The sequence below is a fragment of the Nocardia sp. Tas62D01 genome, assembly GCF_055232035.1.
In genome coordinates this window covers 5,179,490-5,198,221 of record NZ_JBUYUZ010000001.1, presented here as the reverse complement: position 1 = coordinate 5,198,221, position 18,732 = coordinate 5,179,490, and the positions used below count along the sequence as shown (strand labels likewise).

General features: G+C 67.3%; 26 protein-coding genes and 1 pseudogene. 14 read left to right on the top strand and 13 right to left on the bottom strand.

The features are described 5' to 3' along the window. Window positions 1-7: 7 nt before the first annotated feature. Complete coding sequence (locus ACV7NQ_RS24435; RefSeq protein WP_463361773.1) at window positions 8-235, bottom strand: hypothetical protein; 228 nt, start codon at window positions 233-235, stop codon at window positions 8-10. A 7-nt stretch (window positions 236-242) separates the two neighbouring features. Between ACV7NQ_RS24435 and ACV7NQ_RS24430 the strand changes: the two genes are divergently transcribed. Continuing rightward, entirely contained in the window at window positions 243-440 is a 198-nt protein-coding gene (locus tag ACV7NQ_RS24430; RefSeq protein WP_463361772.1) for a hypothetical protein, read from the top strand. Window positions 441-568: 128 nt separating this feature from the next. On the opposite strand, the gene ACV7NQ_RS24425 is transcribed toward ACV7NQ_RS24430, so the two are convergent. From ACV7NQ_RS24425 to ACV7NQ_RS24400, 6 genes and pseudogenes are all read right to left on the bottom strand, one after another. Then, window positions 569-880, bottom strand: coding sequence for a Crp/Fnr family transcriptional regulator (locus tag ACV7NQ_RS24425; protein ID WP_463361771.1), 312 nt, complete (start codon window positions 878-880; stop codon window positions 569-571). Window positions 881-957: 77 nt separating this feature from the next. Beyond that, window positions 958-1,230 (bottom strand): annotated as a pseudogene (locus ACV7NQ_RS24420) (cyclic nucleotide-binding domain-containing protein); the annotation flags it as partial. Beyond that, entirely contained in the window at window positions 1,227-2,852 is a 1,626-nt protein-coding gene (locus ACV7NQ_RS24415) for an adenylate/guanylate cyclase domain-containing protein (protein WP_463361770.1), read from the bottom strand. The gene ACV7NQ_RS24415 and the pseudogene ACV7NQ_RS24420, both read right to left, overlap by 4 nt. Before the next feature lie 102 nt (window positions 2,853-2,954). Then, window positions 2,955-3,224 carry a hypothetical protein gene (locus ACV7NQ_RS24410; RefSeq protein WP_463361769.1) on the bottom strand — a complete coding sequence of 90 codons (270 nt, stop codon included), beginning with the start codon at window positions 3,222-3,224 and terminating at the stop codon, window positions 2,955-2,957. A gap of 280 nt (window positions 3,225-3,504) precedes the next feature. Continuing rightward, on the bottom strand, window positions 3,505-4,374 hold the full coding sequence (locus ACV7NQ_RS24405) for an RNA polymerase sigma factor (protein WP_463361768.1): 870 nt from the start codon (window positions 4,372-4,374) through the stop codon (window positions 3,505-3,507). 65 nt (window positions 4,375-4,439) lie between these two features. Then, complete coding sequence (locus tag ACV7NQ_RS24400) at window positions 4,440-5,312, bottom strand: haloalkane dehalogenase (RefSeq protein ID WP_463361767.1); 873 nt, start codon at window positions 5,310-5,312, stop codon at window positions 4,440-4,442. Between the two features lie 507 nt (window positions 5,313-5,819). Here ACV7NQ_RS24400 and ACV7NQ_RS24395 point away from each other — a divergent pair. Together ACV7NQ_RS24395 and ACV7NQ_RS24390 are read left to right on the top strand one after the other, a co-directional pair. Then, complete coding sequence (locus tag ACV7NQ_RS24395; protein WP_463361766.1) at window positions 5,820-6,566, top strand: HNH endonuclease family protein; 747 nt, start codon at window positions 5,820-5,822, stop codon at window positions 6,564-6,566. A gap of 35 nt (window positions 6,567-6,601) precedes the next feature. Continuing rightward, window positions 6,602-6,826 (top strand): hypothetical protein, encoded by a 225-nt coding sequence (locus ACV7NQ_RS24390; RefSeq protein WP_463361765.1) that lies wholly within the window; start codon window positions 6,602-6,604, stop codon window positions 6,824-6,826. 27 nt (window positions 6,827-6,853) lie between these two features. Here the strand turns inward: ACV7NQ_RS24390 and ACV7NQ_RS24385 are convergent, their stop codons facing one another. The 3 genes from ACV7NQ_RS24385 to ACV7NQ_RS24375 are packed head-to-tail and all read right to left on the bottom strand — an operon-like array spanning window position 6,854 to window position 8,705. Then, entirely contained in the window at window positions 6,854-7,870 is a 1,017-nt protein-coding gene (locus tag ACV7NQ_RS24385; RefSeq protein WP_463361764.1) for a zinc-dependent alcohol dehydrogenase family protein, read from the bottom strand. Continuing rightward, window positions 7,867-8,262, bottom strand: coding sequence for a cupin domain-containing protein (locus ACV7NQ_RS24380; RefSeq protein WP_463361763.1), 396 nt, complete (start codon window positions 8,260-8,262; stop codon window positions 7,867-7,869). The genes ACV7NQ_RS24385 and ACV7NQ_RS24380 overlap by 4 nt, the downstream gene beginning before the upstream one ends. Continuing rightward, window positions 8,262-8,705, bottom strand: coding sequence for a hypothetical protein (locus tag ACV7NQ_RS24375; RefSeq protein ID WP_463361762.1), 444 nt, complete (start codon window positions 8,703-8,705; stop codon window positions 8,262-8,264). The genes ACV7NQ_RS24380 and ACV7NQ_RS24375 overlap by 1 nt, the downstream gene beginning before the upstream one ends. A gap of 133 nt (window positions 8,706-8,838) precedes the next feature. Here ACV7NQ_RS24375 and ACV7NQ_RS24370 point away from each other — a divergent pair, with 133 nt between their 5' ends. Beyond that, the gene (locus ACV7NQ_RS24370) at window positions 8,839-9,639 is read left to right on the top strand and encodes a helix-turn-helix domain-containing protein (protein ID WP_463361761.1); all 801 of its coding nucleotides are present in this window, start codon (window positions 8,839-8,841) and stop codon (window positions 9,637-9,639) included. A 4-nt stretch (window positions 9,640-9,643) separates the two neighbouring features. On the opposite strand, the gene ACV7NQ_RS24365 is transcribed toward ACV7NQ_RS24370, so the two are convergent. From ACV7NQ_RS24365 to ACV7NQ_RS24355, 3 genes are all read right to left on the bottom strand, one after another. Further along, window positions 9,644-10,114 carry a hypothetical protein gene (locus tag ACV7NQ_RS24365; RefSeq protein WP_463361760.1) on the bottom strand — a complete coding sequence of 157 codons (471 nt, stop codon included), beginning with the start codon at window positions 10,112-10,114 and terminating at the stop codon, window positions 9,644-9,646. Between the two features lie 149 nt (window positions 10,115-10,263). Then, window positions 10,264-11,469, bottom strand: coding sequence for an FAD-dependent oxidoreductase (locus ACV7NQ_RS24360; RefSeq protein WP_463361759.1), 1,206 nt, complete (start codon window positions 11,467-11,469; stop codon window positions 10,264-10,266). Between the two features lie 232 nt (window positions 11,470-11,701). Continuing rightward, window positions 11,702-12,343 (bottom strand): PadR family transcriptional regulator, encoded by a 642-nt coding sequence (locus ACV7NQ_RS24355; RefSeq protein ID WP_463361758.1) that lies wholly within the window; start codon window positions 12,341-12,343, stop codon window positions 11,702-11,704. Window positions 12,344-12,418: 75 nt separating this feature from the next. On the opposite strand from ACV7NQ_RS24355, the gene ACV7NQ_RS24350 reads away from it, so the two are divergent. From ACV7NQ_RS24350 to ACV7NQ_RS24305, 10 genes are all read left to right on the top strand, one after another. Then, window positions 12,419-12,751: a hypothetical protein gene (locus ACV7NQ_RS24350; protein WP_463361757.1), complete on the top strand. Its 333-nt coding sequence runs from the start codon at window positions 12,419-12,421 to the stop codon at window positions 12,749-12,751. A 158-nt stretch (window positions 12,752-12,909) separates the two neighbouring features. Next, window positions 12,910-13,422 (top strand): hypothetical protein, encoded by a 513-nt coding sequence (locus ACV7NQ_RS24345; RefSeq protein WP_463361756.1) that lies wholly within the window; start codon window positions 12,910-12,912, stop codon window positions 13,420-13,422. A gap of 363 nt (window positions 13,423-13,785) precedes the next feature. Beyond that, window positions 13,786-14,085: a hypothetical protein gene (locus tag ACV7NQ_RS24340; protein ID WP_463361755.1), complete on the top strand. Its 300-nt coding sequence runs from the start codon at window positions 13,786-13,788 to the stop codon at window positions 14,083-14,085. 11 nt (window positions 14,086-14,096) lie between these two features. Beyond that, window positions 14,097-14,345 carry a hypothetical protein gene (locus ACV7NQ_RS24335; RefSeq protein ID WP_463361754.1) on the top strand — a complete coding sequence of 83 codons (249 nt, stop codon included), beginning with the start codon at window positions 14,097-14,099 and terminating at the stop codon, window positions 14,343-14,345. A gap of 32 nt (window positions 14,346-14,377) precedes the next feature. After that, window positions 14,378-14,602, top strand: a complete 225-nt coding sequence (locus ACV7NQ_RS24330) for a type II toxin-antitoxin system VapB family antitoxin (protein ID WP_463361753.1) — start codon at window positions 14,378-14,380, stop codon at window positions 14,600-14,602. Next, window positions 14,599-15,018 (top strand): PIN domain-containing protein, encoded by a 420-nt coding sequence (locus ACV7NQ_RS24325; protein WP_463361752.1) that lies wholly within the window; start codon window positions 14,599-14,601, stop codon window positions 15,016-15,018. The genes ACV7NQ_RS24330 and ACV7NQ_RS24325 overlap by 4 nt, the downstream gene beginning before the upstream one ends. Window positions 15,019-15,035: 17 nt before the next feature. Then, window positions 15,036-15,200, top strand: a complete 165-nt coding sequence (locus ACV7NQ_RS24320; RefSeq protein ID WP_463361751.1) for a hypothetical protein — start codon at window positions 15,036-15,038, stop codon at window positions 15,198-15,200. A 128-nt stretch (window positions 15,201-15,328) separates the two neighbouring features. Beyond that, window positions 15,329-16,105, top strand: coding sequence for a GAF domain-containing protein (locus ACV7NQ_RS24315; protein WP_463361750.1), 777 nt, complete (start codon window positions 15,329-15,331; stop codon window positions 16,103-16,105). After that, window positions 16,018-16,980, top strand: a complete 963-nt coding sequence (locus tag ACV7NQ_RS24310) for a PucR family transcriptional regulator (protein WP_463361749.1) — start codon at window positions 16,018-16,020, stop codon at window positions 16,978-16,980. The genes ACV7NQ_RS24315 and ACV7NQ_RS24310 overlap by 88 nt, the downstream gene beginning before the upstream one ends. Window positions 16,981-17,063: 83 nt before the next feature. After that, window positions 17,064-18,701 carry a class I adenylate-forming enzyme family protein gene (locus ACV7NQ_RS24305; protein ID WP_463361748.1) on the top strand — a complete coding sequence of 546 codons (1,638 nt, stop codon included), beginning with the start codon at window positions 17,064-17,066 and terminating at the stop codon, window positions 18,699-18,701. Window positions 18,702-18,732 lie beyond the last annotated feature (31 nt).

Sequence of the window (18,732 nt, the reverse complement as noted above, 5' to 3'; positions counted from 1 at the left end):
CTATGACCTACGCATCGAGCAACGGGAAGCGCCCGGATCGCAGCAGCCCGGCGATCGCCTCCGCTTTCGCCTGTGGCAGGGCGTAATCGGGGTGCACCCGCAGCACCGCGGCCGCGTCGTGCAGGCGGACCATTTGTTTTTCGGCCTCGGCCGCGGTGCGGCCGCAGGTGGTGATCGGGTGGGTCGCGAATGCGGGCTTGCGTGGATCGACGCGGCCGACTGCGATATCCGACACCAGCTCGATGGATCAACTGCACCAGCAACTGCATGCGGCACTCGCCGCCCCGACCTGGACCCATCCCACCGACGAGTCGATCGATATCGCACTCGTCGGCAATGATCTGGAACGCTGCGTCGACCACACCGGGCGTATCGATCGCCTGATCCGCTTCCTCGACACCGGAATTCCACCGATGGCACAGCCCGACGACACGGAATAGCATTATCGGTGGCCGCGCAACATCCGCCGCAGAGATCGGGCGCAACACCGGGCCGACCTCGGTCGAGGTCTACGTCTCGCTCGACCGAGCGGCCCGGGAACTGCCTCGGCGCGGCCCGGTGGTCCGGCTCAGTGGTGCGAATTCGCGGCCGCAACCAGCGCGGCGCGATCGGTGACGATGATCCGGCCGCGCCCCAGCTCGACGATGCGACGCTGTTCCAGCTCGTGCAGAACCTTGTTGGCCGTTACCCGCGTGGTCCCGGCCATGGAGGCCAGGTCGTCCTGGGTGAGCCGGATCTCGGCGATGGGCGCGGATCCGCCGTAGATCCGGGCAAGATCGGCCAGCCGCCGCACCACCCGCGCCTCGACCGGCAGGTACAGCGCCTCGAGCACCATCGCGGACAGCCGGCGAACCTGCGTGACCAGGGTCCGGGTGAGCATCCGCTCGATATCGTGGCACGAAGGGCGGTCAGCTGCTCGCGGCTCAAGGTGAGGGTTTCGGCGCTCTCGGCCGCTTCCACGGTGGCGGTGCGCTTGGCGTCGCTACTCAGCAGCGCCAGCTCGCCGAACGAATCGCCGGGTCCGATCATGGTCAGGGTTGCGGTACAGCCGAGCGGCGTCGCCATCCGGATCAGCAACAGCCCGGATTTGACCAGGTGCAGGCAGTCGCCGGGATCGCCATCGTGACAAAGGATTTCCCGTCGTTTGAACCGGCGCAGCGTGCAGGAGGCGAGCAGTTGCCGACGCTCACCGTCATCCAGGCCGCGCAGCAACGCGAATTCGGTAGTCATGGCAGCCCCTGGAGGACGTAGCAGGTGACCGACTCGCGCCGGCCCTTGACTGCGACACCGTTCAGCATGTGCACAAGAGCCCGGGGACCGAGCTGCGCACGCGTCAACGGGCCGATCACCACGGTGCCGGGCTGAGCCACGCCCTGCAACCTTGCCGCCAGATTGGTGGTGTCGCCGATGGCGGTGTAGTTGCGCATCTGCGCCGCACCGACATTGCCGACCAGGGCGGGCCCGGTGTTGACGCCGACCCGGAACCGTGGCCATTCCGGGCGGTCCGCGGCGATGCGTCCGACGGCCTGTTGCAGCATCAGCCCGGCGCGGGCCGCCCGCAGGGCATGATCTGGCTGATCGGTCGGCGCGTTGAAGACCGCCATGACCGCGTCGCCGACGAACTGCACCACTGTCCCGCCTTCCCCGAGGATGACCGGCACGATCGCACCGTAATAGGTGTTGAGCATCTGCACGACCGCCGCGGGATCGGTGTTCTCCGCGAACGGCGTGAACCCGCACAGGTCAGCCATGAGCACACTGACCTCGGCGATTCGGCCCCCGAGGTCCGCCTCGGCGGGGTTGGCGAGTAACGCGGTCGCGACCGATGGGGACATATAGGACCGGAACAGCTCGTCGAGCTGCCGGTACAGCCGCGCGTTGTGCTCGAGCACCGCGAACTGCCGCTCGGTCAGCCCGAACCGTCGCGACAGCTGCACGCCCAGCGATCCGAGCGGTTCGTGTGCCGGAACCCCGCCCGCGTCCCGCTGGCGCAGGATATCCACCATTTCGGTGAGGGCCCGGGTGTATTCACGCTCCAGCGCTGCCATGGTCTGACGCAGCGTGACGCTGTCGAACAGGCCCAGCTCCGACCCTTCCCGGCGAAACTGCAGGTGACTACTCAAGGCGATCAGTGCGAATGCCACCACCATCAGTACATGCCACTCCCACCAGGACGTCCGCCAGCTACGCCCGAATCCGATGGCGAGCAGCGCCTCGATCAGCAGCACGAAGGCGGTACACACGCTGAGCAGCAGCAGACCCCGCCGACGGTAGAACTGCCGCCCGTACGCGATGACCGCCCCCAGATAACACAGCGAACCCACGATCGCGATGCCGACCAGCGGGCCCGAGGATTCGGTGGGACTGGGCGTCCCGTTCAGCGGCGGTAGCCGGGTCAGCGAAATCGCCGCCCAGGCAACGAGACTCAGCGGCGGCAGTGCGGATAGCAACCACACCAGCCGATTCAGTCGCGCGGCGGCCGTAGCCCCGTATTCGACGGCGGAGGCGAGCGCGGCGAAGCCGCCGAGGGTCAGACCGATCGGAACTGCGTACACGAACCCCGCATTGGGCGAGCTCAGGATCACGCCGGGGGTGGCCACCGCGTGCAGTGCGAGGAATCCGGCGGCGAATTGGAACATCAACGACACCAGGATGAGCCGGACATCGCGCCGACTGCGGGCGGCCCGAAACAGGATGATGCCCAACGACATTGCCAGCATCGCCGCCGAAAGCACCAGCCAGAAGTGCTCCGGATGATGTTCGTAGTGAGCGTCGAGCATTGGGCGCGAGACCAGTAACCACAGTCCGGCTGCGGGCAGCGAAACCGCCCCTACCCAGGTGAGCGCACTCACTTTCAACACTTGTCGAACCTACCTACCCACCGACATCCGCGGCTACCACCTGCATACACGACAATGCCCCGGCAGCTGAGCTGCCGGGGCATTCACACTGTGTCAGCGGTCGCGGAACCAGTCGTAGTTGTAGTCCCAATTGTGGTTGTGGTGGTCGTCCCAGTCACTGTGGTGGCTGCCGTGCCAGTAGTGACGGTCGCAATAGTTGTAGTAGTGCCAGTCGAAGTTCTGGCCGAACAGGCAGGACAGCTCCCACCCGGTGTGCAGGGGCACCGTGGCCGACGGTGTGGCCGAGGCGATTCCGGCCCCGGTACCGGCGACGACCGCGACGGCCGCGGCGACGGTGGCGATCCGGCGAATACTGCTGATCATGCTGTGCTCCAAAGTGTTTCGTTCTGGTGTGCAACCTGACACCAATCTTGCTTTCCGACCGGCGAAAGCTCTGCCATCCCAGCGACACTCACTGTGTAACCGCCACGACACAACGGGCAGACGACAACGCGCCCCCGGTGGGCTTGGGTTCACGCGGTCGTCGCAACGCTCGCGGCGACCCGGGGGCGGCAATCGCAGCCCGAACCGCGCGCGGTGTGTGCACCGGCACCCTGCTCCGCCCCGCAGCCGCCTAGCGCGGCTAGGTCACACTCGCTATGACCTACGCATCGAGCAACGGGAAGCGCCCGGATCGCAGCAGCCCGGCGATCGCCTCCGCTTTCGCCTGTGGCAGGGCGTAATCGGGGTGCACCCGCAGCACCGCGGCCGCGTCGTGCAGGCGGACCATTTGTTTTTCGGCCTCGGCCGCGGTGCGGCCGCAGGTGGTGATCGGGTGGGTCGCGAATGCGGGCTTGCGTGGATCGACGCGGCCGACTGCGATCGCCTTGTTCACGCGGCGCGAGCAGCGGCAGAAGGCTTCCGGGTTGGCGACGCCGCAGGTCGAATCGAGGAAGGTGCCGATGCGTTTCTTGGCTCGCTCCAAACGCTTCCGGTAGGCGGTCGGCGTGATGCCGAGAATCCAGGCGGCGTCGGTGGAACCGAGTTCGAAGACATCACCGAGCACGAAGGCGATGCGCTCGTCGCGGACCAGGCACTGCAGCATGGCCTGGCTGCAGTTGAGGCGAACCTCGGCCGACAGCAGTTCTGCCTCCGGGCCGCGATAGTCCTCGGCGGCGAGTCCGTCGGCCAGACCCGCCCGGTGGTCGTCGAGGCTCACCTGCGCCGCCTCCTGCGGGGTCTGCCTGCGCAGGTTCAGCAGGTAGTTGACGCCGATGCGGTAGGCCCACGTGAGCAGCTTCGCCTCGCCGCGCCAGGTCGCGAGGTTGCCGACCACGCGCAGCAGGATCTCCTGTGTCGCGTCCTCCGCCTCGGGCGGTCGCCACACCATGCGCAATGCCAGCCGATACAGCGGGTCCTGCAACTGGCGGACCACGGCCGAAATGGCGGCACTATCACCCGCCACGGCACGCGCGACGAGTTCCTGCTCCTGCTCGCGGGTAGGCCCGACCGCCGCGGGTGACTCGGTATTCACCTCATAATTCTTCGGCCGCATCCGAGTCGGCGCAAGTATTCGGCGGCGCGGTGATCGGGACCCGTTCATGCCCGTGCAGCAACCTCCGTCAGCGCGTGCGTGCGCAACCACGACGCGACCGCGGCGCCGATGGCGTCGGGCTGGTCCTCCGGTGCGTGGTGCCCGGCCGAGCCCACCGATACGACCTCGGCGGCCGCGAACGTCGCCGCGGCCCAAGCGATCACCTCCGGCGAGCCGAGGCCGACACCGTTGTCCAGTGCCATCAGCAGCTTCGGCACCTCCGGCGGCCGCGCCATCCACCGGTCGTAGTTCTCCACGATCGCCACCACGTCGGCCGGTTCGCCGTCGAGCGGGAACTCGCGCGGCCACACCAGCATCGGCTTGCGCGACTCCGGGGTCGGATAGGGCGCGCGGTAGACATCGTGGTCCTCGGGCGACAGGTCGGCAGTGCCCCTCGGCAGGTTGAACTCGATGAAGGTGTTCTCCTCCAGCACCATTCGCTCCCCTTCCGCGCTGCGGAACTTGCGGAACAATTCGGCGCCGAGCGGCGGCAGTTCGTCCCAGCGCATCGGCCGCAGAAAGGTCTCGATCAGCGCGACGCCCCGGACCCTACCGGGATGCCGTGCGGCCCAATCCATGCCGAGCGCGCCGCCCCAGTCGTGTCCGACGAGGACGACCTCGTCCAGACCGAGCGCATCGAACCAGGCATCCAGGTAGCGGGCGTGATCGACGAAGCGGTAATCGCTGTCGGGCTTCCCCGATGCGCCCATCCCGATCAAATCCGGTGCCAGGATACGGCTCTGGTCGGCCACGTGCGGGATCACATTGCGCCACAGGTGCGATGAGGTGGGGTTGCCGTGCAGCAACACCACCGGCACCACGCCGGTGCCGAGGTCGATGTAGTTGAGGAACGAGTCGAGAACGTCGACGGTAGCCATGATGTATGCCCTTCCTTGATCCGGCTTTTGTGCCTTCACCCGGTTTGGACACAGCACCGCTGCTGTTGTGACCGTTTCTCCGCCCGGCATCGTGTGACGCTCGCCACGAGTTACCCGCGCGACACGACGTTCGACGCCTCCCTCATCGGCTTCGAGCACTCGGCGCGCCCCCTGGACAACCGGCCCGCACCACGTCGCACGAACGGATCTCGATCGTGATCCACCACCCCTGAACCGGCGCCGGCACGGCGACTCGGGGGTGGTTCGCGTTTCCGGCCCCGCGCTCGTCCAGTCCCCTTGCCGCGCACAAGGATTCCATCGACTGTACCTAATGCCATAATCGACAATGACATCCGAGGACACCGGGACCCGGTAGCTTGACGCCCGTTGGAGTTCGGTGTTGGCGTTAGGAAGTTCGATGAAGTTCTCGGCACGATGGCTAAGTCTGTTGGGCCTCGTGATCGCGTGAAGTGGTTTTCGTTCCGCACATCTCGCATCGTGCGTCGAGTGTTATCCGTTTGTGCGGCAATCTGTCTCATCGCGATCGTAACCATCGCCTGCGCACGGATCGACAAGGCGACCGGTACCGACGGTCAGAAACCCGGTTCGGCAGGCACGGCAACGATTTCCGGCAAGGACGTCACCGAGCTGCTCGGGCAACTGGCTGTCACACCGGAGGCGTCGATGACCGGTTACAGCCGCGAGAAATTCCCGCACTGGGATCTCAACAAGCCTGAACACGGGTTCGGCGCCGAATTCGCGCAGTACAGCCGCTGCACCAGCCGTGACGTGATGCTGCTGCGTGATGCCACCGGCTCGGTCAAGCTCGACCCGAAAACGTGCGAATTCTCGATCGGCCCGGACGGCGGCTGGCGAGACCAGTACGGATTTCTCGACCAGAAGACCGGAGAGCTCAAGCCGTACAAGTGGATGACCGACCCGGCTACCGTCGATGCCGAGCACATCGTCGCCCTGGCGGAGGCCTGGCGGTCGGGCGCCGGCACCCGCGACGAAGATACTCGCCGCCGCATCGCCAACGACGCGGTCAACCTTGCCGCCTCCGATCCGTCGGCCAACAGATCAAAGGGCGACCAGGACGTTGCGAACTATCTGCCTCCCGGGAATTTCCGGTGTGGCTATCTCGGTCGATACATCCAGGTCAAGGTAAAATACGCGCTGAGCGTTGATCACGACGAACAGGCCGCACTGCGCACCGCAGTCGATGACTGCGTCCGTCGAGGAGGGTTCAGATAAGCGACATCATCGAGATCCCCGCCGAAGCAGCCGTCATGACCGAGGAGGAAGGGACGGTATCCGGCGACCTCGATGTCACCGTCGACGACACGGGCAAGGGCCTGGTCCGATACCGCGGCACCGATACCTGGTACACGATCGGCAACCTCGACGCGCAACCGCCACGTACCTGGGCCGCTGTCGCCGACCTCGCAGCAGCGATCGATGCCGGTGCCGGAACACGTGATGCGACCGGCAATACCGTGCCCTTCGAGGCATGAGACCCAACGGCGGTTACTGGTTCCTGATCACGGCATGGTGATAACGACCTTGCCGAACGGGTTGTCGTCGCGGAAGTAGCGGTATGCCTCGACCGCCTGCTCGAGCGGGAAGGTCCGGTCGATGACCGGGTGCATGCGATGTTCGGTGATCGCCCGGTTCATCGCCTCGAAGTCGGTGCGGCTGCCGACGGCGATCCGGCGGATACCGAGATACGGCCCGACGAACGGATTTTCGAGCGGTTGCCCCTCCGGCAACTGCAACGCGCCGATCATGGTGATCATGGCGTTATATCCCGCGGACTTCACCGATTTCGACAGCGTCGGCAGGCCAACGGCTTCCACCACGTGTTCGACACCGTGTCCGCCGGTGAGCTCGAGCACGGCCTCGTCCCATTCCGGTGTTTCGCTCCGGTCGACGACCTCGTCCACACCGAGCTTGCGCAGCCGCTCCGCCTTGCCCGGACCGGAGGTGATCGAAATGACCTGGGCGCCCAGCATTTTGGCGTGCTGCACCCCGAACAGCGCGACCGTGCCGCTGCCCACGGTCAACACCGTCTCCCCTGGCGCCACCCGCGGTTTGGTCAGTGCCGCCCAAGCGACCACCCCCGCGCAGGTCAGCGTGGCCGCCTCGACATCAGTGAGGTGCTCGGGCACATGGACCACCGAATCCTCTTCGATCAGTGCGTAAGTGGCGAGCATGCCGTCGTGATTGGCGCCGTACTGCTGGGCGGCCTGGGCCAGGCGCTGCGGCCCATCGATCCACCGCACGAAGTACGACGCGGTCACCCGATCGCCGAGCACCGCCCGAGTCACCTTCTCGCCCACGGCGATCACCTCGCCGACCCCGTCGGACAGCGGGACGATGCCGGGGGTGGCGGGCAGCGGATAGACGCCGTCCATCAGCATCAGGTCGCGCCGGTTGAGCGAGGCCGCCCGCACCCGGATGACCACCTGATTCGGTCCCGGCTCCGGCACCTCCTGCGCCCGGGCGGTGAGCCCTTCCAGGCCGCGCAGCGGATCGAGGTGATAGGCAATGGCATTCATAGTGTGCTCCCTGAAAGTTCTGTTACGGGTATGAACAACGCCTCGAACGGCGCCGCCCCCACTCCGACGGTGACGTGCCCGCGCCCCTGGGTATCGGCGGCGAGCACGAGGTCGCCGGGGCCGAATTGCCGCCGATCACCGTCGGCCGTCGTCACTTCGATCACGCCGCGCAGCATCACCACCCACTGCTCGGCTGGCGCCGGATGCGGTGCGCTGTCGAAGGCCGCGCTGCGTAGATAGGTCACCCCGGCCACCGACGGCACGCCGGTCACCGACATCGGCGGCACGCCTTCGGCGGGAATCCGGTCAACCAGGTCGAATTCGGCGTCCACGAACCGTGATCCGCCGTCCTCGGTACTGACGATCCGGGTGTACTGCAATGTTTCGACCATCAGGCGACACCGATGAACTGGTGGTCCACCCGGATGCGTCCGTCCTCGTCGAGAGCGAGCACGTCGTAGCCGCCGCCCGCCAGCGCACCATCGCCACGCGCGACCATCAGCCAGGTGATGCCGACGAGGTTCACCGACAACTGGGTGGCCTGTCCGCGGGCCGCGAAGATGTGCTCGCCCGGTGCGACGAACATTTCGTAGGCGCGGGTGACCCGGCGATCCAGCGCGTCGTGGCCGCGTACCTCCATCGAGGGAATCGGGAAGGCCAGCGCGGTGGCGGCCTCGCGGATTTCCTGCGGCGGGTCAGCCAGTACCTGGGCGCCGTCGACCGCCCACAGTTCGCGGATCAGCTTGCCGCGGTTCTCGGCATCGGGTTCGTTCCACATGGCGACGTAGCGCTCGGTCAGCTGGGCCAGTTCGTTCTCATCGAATTGCTTGCTCATGGCACAGAGTGTTGCGAGCGCGACGGCACACCGCGATTCCCTCCAGGGAATGACGCCGATGAGCCACCGGTGCGATGTGCTGATTCCCTCGAGGGAATGGCGTGCACCGGCGCGGTCCGATATCACTGGAATCATGACGACGGTGTTAGAACCCAGCCAGTTCGCCCAGCAGCTGCGGCACTGGCGAACCCAGCGCCGGGTGAGCCAGCTCGACCTGGCGATTCGCACCGACACCAGCCAGCGGTACCTGAGCTTCCTGGAACAGGGCCGGTCCAGGCCAGGCCGCACCATGGTGGTTCGACTGTCCGAATCGCTCGGACTGTCGCTGCGCGAACGCAATGGGCTGCTGCTGGCCGCCGGTTTCGCCCCGGTCTTCCCCGAATCGGATCTGGACACCCCCGAATTGGGTCCGGTGCGGGCGGCGCTGGAGCGCATCCTGGACGGGCACCTGCCCTACCCCGCGGTCGTCGTGCGGCCCTACGGCAAGCTGCTCGCCGCGAATGCCGCGTTCGACGTGCTCACCGAGGGCTCCGCGCCGGAACTGCTCGAGTCGCCGATCAACGTGCTGCGCCTCGCGCTGCATCCGGACGGGCTGGCCCGGCGCGTGGTGAATCTGCCCGAATGGGGCAGGCACGTCGCCGAGAGCCTGCGCGGCCGGGCGATGCGCAGCCCCGACGCTCGCCTCGACGAGTTCATCGCCGAGCTGGAAAGCTATCTCCCGGAAGTGAATCCGGGCCCCGACCATCTCGGCTTCGCGGTGCCGCTGCGGTTGCGTAGCGCGGACGGTGAGCTCCAGCTGATCACGACCATCACCTCGTTCGCCACCGCCGTCGACATCACCCTCGCTGAGCTCCATCTGGAAGCGTTCCTGCCCGCCGATGAACAGACCGCCGAGATCCTGCGCCGCCGCGCCGAGCGACGCGACCGTTCCTGACCGGTCAGCGGGCCTTCACCGCGGCGAGCAACTCCGGCCCGCGCGTGGTCAACCGGTCTGCTGCCAGGCGCGCGCCGAGCAGGGCCGCGCCGACGCCGATCGCGATCCCGATAGGCAGCGCGAGCCATTCGACCGCGGTCAGGTCGAAATACCAGCCGACACCGAGCACGATCAGCACCGGAATCACCGCAATCAGCTGACCCAGACCGATCATCAGCTGGAGCAGGCCCTTCGCGCAACCCGGATTCCCTGATCCCGCAAAGGGATTGCCGGTGCGCGGCGGCATCGGGTCCGGCGCGGTGACCGAAATGCGCCGGGAACGCATGGCCGCGCCGATCCACGCGAGCACCACCCGCGAAAGCACCACCACGAAAACCAGCTGCAGCGCCACCCCGACCACCGCCACCGCGGTTGCCGCCCAACCCAATTGGGCCGCGAGCACGATCAGCCCGGCGAACGCGATCACATTGATCACCGGGCAGTTCTCGTCCGGTCAGGCGTTCCGGCAGCGCCAGCCCGTCCGGCAGCACCCCGGCGAGGGTTTTCGCGCGCACTCGCACGAAATTCCGGCCGATCGCGAGCGATGCCGCGATCGGCCGGAATGATGTCACGCGTCGAGCGGTTTTATGCGGCGAGCGCCGCCAGTTCCTGCTGGACCGGCGCGTCCCAGTCGATCCGATAGCCCTGCTCGGCGCCCATGGTCTTCTCCATGTTCATGAACCTGACCATCAGCCGCATGACCAGCGGCATCATCTTGCGCGCCACTGGGCCGGGCGTCTTGCTGTGGTTGATCTTCGCGGCACGCGCCGCGATACCCTCCACACGCGACCGCCGCAGCAGCTCGTAGGCGGCGAAGGCCGAGGTGGGATCGGGCAGGTCACGCAGGCAACGCGCCAGCTGGACGGCGCTCTCGATGGCCATCGACGCACCCTGGCCGGAGCTGTTGGACGGCGCGTGCACCGAGTCGCCCACCAGCACCATGCGGCCCCGATACCAATGCGGCACCGGCGGCATGATGTGCAGCGCGCCGGTTGTCTCGAGAGTCGCGGCGGTCGTGTCGCGAGCGAACTCGCCGCCGGGGGTGTCTTCAGCATAGGTCTCGCGCAGGATCCGCAGCCAGTGCTCGGCCGGGATCGCCCGCGCCTCGGTCAGCGACAGGTATTTCTTGTGCGGCAGGTTGGCGCCCCACATGATCCGGCCTCTCTCGACGGCCCCGTACAGGTAGTACGCCTGCTTGCCGAAGGCGAAAGTCATTGTCCCCGGCTCGATGTCGAGGTCGCTGTCGACTATCGCACCGAAGCCGAGCATGCCGGTGTAATCCGGTCCCGGCGCCTTCGGGTCGATGAGACCGCGGACCGTCGACCGGATGCCGTCGGCCCCGATCAGCACATCCGCGGTGGCCGTGCTGCCATCGGCGAAATGTACGGTGACGCCCGATGCCTGTTCGTCGATGCCGACCAGGCGCTTGTTGTATTCGACGGAAACGCCCGCGGCGACCGCATGATCGTGCAGCGCCTGATGCAGCTCGTTGCGATCGACGAGCTGCAGCAGTGTGCCGGGCAATGCGGGCATGCGCAACTGCTTGCCGCCGACCGACATTTCCATGTTCGTGATCCCGACGGCTATATCGCGAATGAGATCGCCCGCGCCGACGACGTCAAGGGCGGCAACGCCATTCGGCGCGAGCGCGAGCCCGCTGCCGATGCCGTAGGTCGGGCCGGGGTACGCCTCGTAGACGCGGGCTTCGATGCCCGCCTTGTGCAGCGCGGTGGCGGTGACGGGTCCGGCGATGCCGCCGCCGATGACAAGTGCGGTTCTTGTGGTGGACATGGGTGTCTCCAGGTTTGTGCGGTACGGATTTGTGTTCGATCCCCGAACCGACCCGCCTACCGCTCACCCAGTTATCCTGTGGTTGCCAACCTCGTGGCCGGGTGCGCGTATGCGGGCACGGTTCGAGACGGTTACATCGGGCTCGGCGGCGGTGTTGCCGCACCCCGCCGGGCCTGGTCTCGAGTTGCGGCCCTTTCGGGCCCGTACATCTGGGCCCCGCCGGGCCATGCGTCTATATCGGCGCGGTCCCCCCTTCTATCTGCTTCACGACTTCCGCGACCTCCATGCCGTCGGCATGCACCTGCGCCCACCAGCCCTGGCCGGGGAAGGTGCCCGCGACGAGTTCGTCGCGCAGCGAACGCGCCCATGCCGACTCGGCCTCCAGCATCGCTAGGCCGTACTCGCCCTCGACGACGAAAAGCCGCGGGGTGGTGATTTGGCCGAGTTCTCGGCGCACATCGTCGATGATGTGACTCAGCGCCTCGATGCGCTGGCCGAGCAACTCGATGACCTCGCCGGGAGGCAGGGCCGAGACGATGGACAGCCCCGCGACGAACCGGTGGTGTTCCGGCTCGGGCACGGCGATCAATTCCCTTGTCCAGTCGATCATTTCGGCGCGCCCGGCGACGGTGATCCGATAGATCGTCCGTTCCGGTCGGGCGCCGTCACGCTCGTTGCCGGCAACCTCGAGGAAGCCCGCCTTTTCCAGGTTCTGCACAACGGTGTACAGCGAGCCCCACTTGATGTCCATGTCGCGGTCTTTGCCGCGGTCGCGCAGCATCGAGGCAATCTCATACCGGTGCATCGGCCGTTCGACTATCACCGAGAGCACGGCTAGCGCCAGCAGGTTGTTCACCTTGCGCTTCGTGGCCATGACTACCTCCCGATTACTCGTCTACGAATATACGTCTACGAGTAATTGATCGCAAGAGTCGACCGCAATGACTCAGTGCCAGTTACCAACCACACCGACACCGAGATCATGGACGCGCTCGCCAAGGGCATCGCGGCTGGCGAATGGGAGTACTTCGACGCCGACGAGACCGCGCGAGTACAGACCGAGGCCGTTGACGTGCGCGAATACACGATGTTCGACGGTCGCGCCGCCTACTCGGTCACCGACGGCGCACAGACCATCCTCGTTACCCCGCCGCCGCGTATTGGCAGCTCAAACCGGTGGGAAGTCTGGCGCTCGGACAGCACCCGCACTCTCGCCCGCGCCGCCTGCGCCGCCAAGGGCATCGAGCGCGCCCGCGCCATCCTCGCTCACCAGGCCCACTGACAATCCCAGCCCACCACCCCCCGAGAAACCCGAGAGGACAACCACTATGACCACCAGCCCCGCGACCGCCGTCAAGGGCCTCACGCTGGACGTGTTCCGCAACGCCGCCAGCGAAATGGGACTGCACGAATAACGTAATCACCGCCACCGCCACCCGCGTGACCCTGGTCGGAATCAGCGTCGATGACCTGGGCGGCGAGGTCACCCGCCTGCCCGAATGGCAGGTATCGACCCCCACCGAGGACGCCCCGCCGGTGGTGGCCGTAGCGCGCAAATCCTCACCGCCGAAAGGACATCACCCCATGTACACCAACCACATCGCCACCGTTCCCGCCCTGGTCGCCGCGCTGCCCGACCTGTGGCGCAAGACCACAACCCTGGGCATTCCTGATCAGGCTCTCGTTCTGCTGCTGATCAAGGACAGCCGCGACGGGTGGGGCGAGATCGAACGAATCTGGGTCGCCGACGAAATCGACTACTTCGACCCGTTCCACGCCAAGGCCCTGACCTACGGCACCACCGGATCCCGCTCCGTCGCCCTGGTGGTGGACATCGAGGCCGACGGCCCGGCCCAGCAGAACCGCCACGAACACCAGCTACTTGGCGACGCCGTAGCGTGCGCCCTGCCCGAGCACGGTGTGAGCCTTCAGGCCGCCTACGCCACACGCTGATTCGGCCCCAAGGAGCCGGTTTGGTCGCTGGACACTGACCAGTTCATCGGCAAAGCGCCGCTGTTCCCGGCCGCGACCCCGCACCCGGTCTATGCGCTGCCGGAATCGCTCATCGCCCGGCCCGCCAACCCGCTGCCCCACGCCGCCTAAGAGCCCCTGATAGAGCAAGAGCCCGGACGGTCGGAACCCGTCCGGGATCTTGCCTTTTCACTGTAGGGCAACCGCCGGCCAACCCGATTTTTGCAGCGGGGCGCGGCCCAGCGGCGCGAACGACCCAGACCTACCGCCGTCGCCAGGCCAGGCCGCCGCGGATTCCGCCCGCATCAGGGCCCCGACTTCCCAACCCCGAAAGGTTCACCCGTCATGACCTCATCACCCCTGGTAATCGCATCGTGCGGCGCGAAGAAGGCCCCCGCCGCGTGCGCGGCCGCCGCGCTATACACCGGTTCATATGCGCAGATGTGTCTACGCGCCGCGTGGAAGATCGCCGCCGACGCCGCCGGACTGCTCACCCGCCCCGTGATCGTTCTCGCCGGAGCCGACTACACCCGACTCGTACGGGAAGTGTGGCCGCACGCCGAGGCCCCGCTACTCGGCTCGCGCGGCATCGGCGAGCACCGCAAGCGGCTCGCTCGCATCATCTATGCCGGGCGGCCGCAGTGACGCGAACTTGCATGAGCCGCAGCGATATTGACGACTACACGGCCGATGTCGTACTCACCGGACCCGAACGCGCCTTGCTGCGCAAGGTTCACGACCACATCGGACCGTGCATCGCCAGCACCGAATACGGGATTGAACATCTGCGGCGCGGTACCGCATCCGGGGGAGACGGGGGATTCTCCTACGAGTGCACGAAAACTCGGCTGACCGGCCGGTGGCATGAGTGGACAGTGGCGCGGATATGCCTCAGGGAGGCATAGGAGAGATATGCACGCCGAGTATACTCGACTGTATGACACGAACGATGATAGATCTCGATGATGCCCTCTTGGACCGGGCCGCCAAGGAGCTAGGCACCAAGACAAAGAAGGACACCGTGCACGCCGCCCTGCGGGCCGCGCTCCGGCAGAGCGCCGCGCGGCGATTGATGGATCGCATGGCCGCCAACACCAATGGCGTCGAAGACGAAGCAGTGGTTAACGCCATGTGGGCGGGTGGGGAGCAGCCGCACCCGTGACCGCCCGCTACGTGCTGGACAAATCCGCCGCGTACCGCACCCACGTTCCCGCCGTGCGAGAGCGGCTGTCACCGTTGATGGAGCGCGGGTTGCTGGCCACCTGCGGCATTGCCGACCTCGAGGCCGGGGTTTCGGCACGGCCGGAATCCGATCACCGCGAACTCGGTATCGACCGCCGCGACGGCTTGCAGTACCTCACCACCCCCGATGAGGTATGGGACCGCGCCTGGCAGGTACAGGAACAACTGTGCGGCCGCAGCCTGCACCGCAGCGTCAAGATTCCCGATCTCATCATTGCCGCTGTCGCCGAGCATCACGGCCTCACCGTGCTGCACTATGACCACGATTTCGACCGAATCGCCGAGATCACCGGCCAACCTGTCGAATGGGTAGTGCCGCCGGGCACCGCGGATTGACAGGAAGAGGAGAACCTATGGGTGACAACGTGTTCGAGCCTGCCGCCGCGCCGCCGCCCGAGCGAATCAAGCTGGGTACGCTGCTGGCCGCGTTCTGGCGTGAGGACCCGTTGACCGACGACGAACACGCCGCACTCGACAACCGCGACCGCACCCCGCACGAGCCTATGTCATTCGATTAGTCACGCCTGCAATGGGATTCGTTCATTCCAGCGTTTCTGACCGCCTCTTTGCCGTCCTCGCGAACGAGGTTGCGACCGGCGCAGGCCGCCGCAGTGCAACCCGCCCGCAGGGCCAGCGCGAAGGGGTTGTGCGGAGGCGGACGCCGGTCACAATTGCCGCCCCAGGAGGGGAAAGCCCAGCCCGGCAGCATCCGGCCGAAGGCAGGATTCCGCTTCGCGGCACCGGGTTTTCGCGGTGCCGGTGCGGCGACACCTATGTGCGGGTCACCGACGGGATCCGCACCGAGGCGTTCAAGGCGGCCCGGCTGCCGATGGGATCCGGTCTGGGGGGGTTGGTCGCGCAGACCCGCGAGCCGTACGCCACTCCGGACTATCCACGTGACAAGCGGTTTCGGCACACCCTTGATGCGATCGTCGACGCTGAGGGGCTGATCGCCGTGCTGGGTGTACCGCTGCTGCTGCGAGACAGGGTGATTGGGGTGCTGTTCGCCGCCAATCGGCAGGAGCGTCCGTTCGGGCACCCCGAGGTCGCTCTGCTGATCTCGCTGGCCACGCACGCGGCGATCGCGATCGAGGCCGCTTCGCTTTTCGCCGACATCCGCGCACACAGCGACATGGTGGAGCAGGCTGCCGACGTCCACGAGCGGCTCACCTCGGTCGCGGCGCAGGGCGGCCAACTGCCCGAGGTGGCGGCCGTGGTCGCGGAGGTGATCGGCGCTGGGGTGGTCGTGGCCGATCCGGCGCTGCGGGTCCTCGCGTCGGCGGGCACACCTGCGCACGTGCTGGGCGAAGCAGTTGCCGGCGAGATGGCACAGGTGTGCCGGACGGCGATCGACCAACCGGCCACGGCCGCGACGCCCACCGCCTGCGCGACGCCGGTCATCGCCGGGTTTTGGCCGTCCTGATGGCCTGCCGGGGCGACCTCGGCGACGCCGATCAGCGCACTTTGGAACGGGCCGCCCTGATCGTGGCCATCCTGTTGCTGACCCAGCGGCAGCTGGCCGAGGCCGAGCAGCGTGTGCGCGGGGACCTGCTGGCCGATCTGCTCGCCGACGCGCAGCTGGACCCGGATGGCTTGCGGCGGCGGGCCGGGCTGCTGGGCACGGCCCTGGACCGGCCGCATGCGGTGATCGTGGCCTGCCCCGTTCGGGTCGAGGACCGCGGGGCCGTCGTCAACGCACTGAGCGGATGGGCGGCCGAACACGGCGGGCTCTGCGGCGAACACGGCCGAACCGTGGTGGTGCTGCTGCCCGACGGCGATCCGGCGCGGGTCGCTCGTCAGGCCGCCGACTGGATCCGCAGCGCCGTCGGGGCGCCGGTCACCATTGGTGCGGCCGGCCCGAGCGTGGGCCCGTCGGGTGTCCGCGACGCGTATCGTGACGCCCGGCATTGCGTGGACGTGCTCTGTGCACTGGACCAGGTGGGCACGGCGGCCACTCCCGCCGATCTGGGAGCGTTCGGGCTTCTGTTCGGGCCGGCCGGCACCGAGCGTGTCGCCGCTTTCGTGCACCACACGCTCGGCCCGGTTCTCGACCACGACAGCCGGCGCGGATCCGAACTGCTGCGCACCGTCGAGGCGTATTTCGGCGCTGACGCCAATCACGCCCAAGCCGCGAAGGCCCTCATCGTCCACATCAATACGCTCTACCAGCGCATCGAACGCATCAACGCGCTGCTCGGTGAGGGATGGCGGTCGGGCGAGGCCGCGCTGCAGATACACCTGGCGGTCAAGCTCCACCGGATCATCACCTTCATCGAGCAGCCGCCCAGCAGACACTAGTAGATGATTCCTCCACCTGCATGCTCCAGCAGTGTAGGCACCATCCATAGTGCGCGGGATGAACGGTCCATAGGATTTCGCGCATGGAACCTCGCACCCTCGACCCACGCGCCTCAGTCGACGACTTCCAGCCCAGATGGCCAGGGTTCGCCGCGTTCTTCCGCCACCGCGTCGATCTTCACGCGGCGTATCTGACGGAGTTGCACCACGCCCGGTCGACCCGTCGCACCTGGACGGTCGGCCAGTGGCGGTCGCGGGTCGAGGCGACGGCCGACTGGCTGCGCGGACAGGGCGTCGGCCCGGGGGACGCGGTTTCGACGCTCGCGGGCAACTCCGCCGAGGCGCTCGCGGTGGCATACGGGTGCTGGCTGATCGGCGCGTGCTGCGTACCGCTCAACGCCCAGGAGTCCGCCGATCGGCAGGCGTTCGTACTGCGCGATGCCCAGGCAAGACTGTTGGTGTACACACCGGAGCATGCCGATCGAGGCACCACTCTGGCCGAGGCGACCGGCTTGGCGTCGCACCACACCGACACCCTACCCGCCGACGGCGACGGCGCCATGGCGGTCGAGCCGACGGCAACCGGCTTGGATATCGCGGCGCTGAGGCTCTACACCAGCGGCACCACCGGCGAGCCGAAGGCCATCGTCACCACGATCGGCAATCTGCTGACCGACCTCGACGCCTTGGCGACCACCTTCGGCTGGGGGGCAGGCACGCGGGTCTACACGGTGTTGCCGGTGCACCACGCCAACGCCCTGGTCATTTCCAGCCTGCTGCCTTGGCAGACCGGTGCCTCCACCGTTCTCGCGGATCGGTTCCGAACCGAGGGGTTCTGGGCGGACGTCGCCGCCGAGCAAGCCACCACCGCCAGCCTCGTCCCGACCCTGCTGGAGTTCCTCCTCTCCGGCGATGGAGAAGCCCCTCCTGGTTTCTCCGAGGTGCTGTGCGGAGCCGGGCCGCTGCTGGTGGAGACAGCGCTCGGCTTCGAGAAACGCTTCGCGGTATCGGTCCGTCACATCTACGGGCTGTCGGAGACGACCTGCATCGCCTGCGCCATGTCCACCCTGCCCGAGGCGCAGCGCCACCACTGGCACGCCGAGTTCGGCTTCCCCAGCATCGGCAGCCCGGTCCCACACGCGGAGATGGCGGTCCTGCATCCGGCCACCGGCGCGGAACTGCCTGCCGAGGCTCGCGGCGAGCTGGCCGTCCGCGGCGCGATCGTGATGCGCGAGTACGCTGGTCTGCCGGACGCCACCGCCGGGGCGTTTCGCAACGGCTGGTTCCACACCGGCGATGAAGGCTTCTGGCGCCCCGGACCCGACGGTCGGCCCGCCTTCTTCGTCACCGGCCGGATCAAGGAACTCATCATCCGCGGGGGGCACAACATCTCCCCGTTCGAGATCGACGAGGTGCTGCGTACTCATCCGCAGGTGCGGTTCGCCCTGGCGGTGCCGTTCGAACACCGCGTCTACGGCGACGAGATCGCCGCCTACGTCGTCACCGATGGGCCGCTGACCGAGCAGGAAGTCCTCGACCACTGCGCCGACCGCCTCGACTTCGCCCACCAACCCAAGGTCGTCATTTTCGGCGACGACGTGCCCTACACCGCCACCGGCAAGGCCAAGCGCCTGGAACTGAAGGGCCGATTGGCCCCGCAATTGGCCGCGTATCGCGACATCAGTTTCCGCCGATCCAGGACCCCTGCCGAGGAGTCGTGAGGTCCCACTCCCAAGTCGTCACACGGTCCGC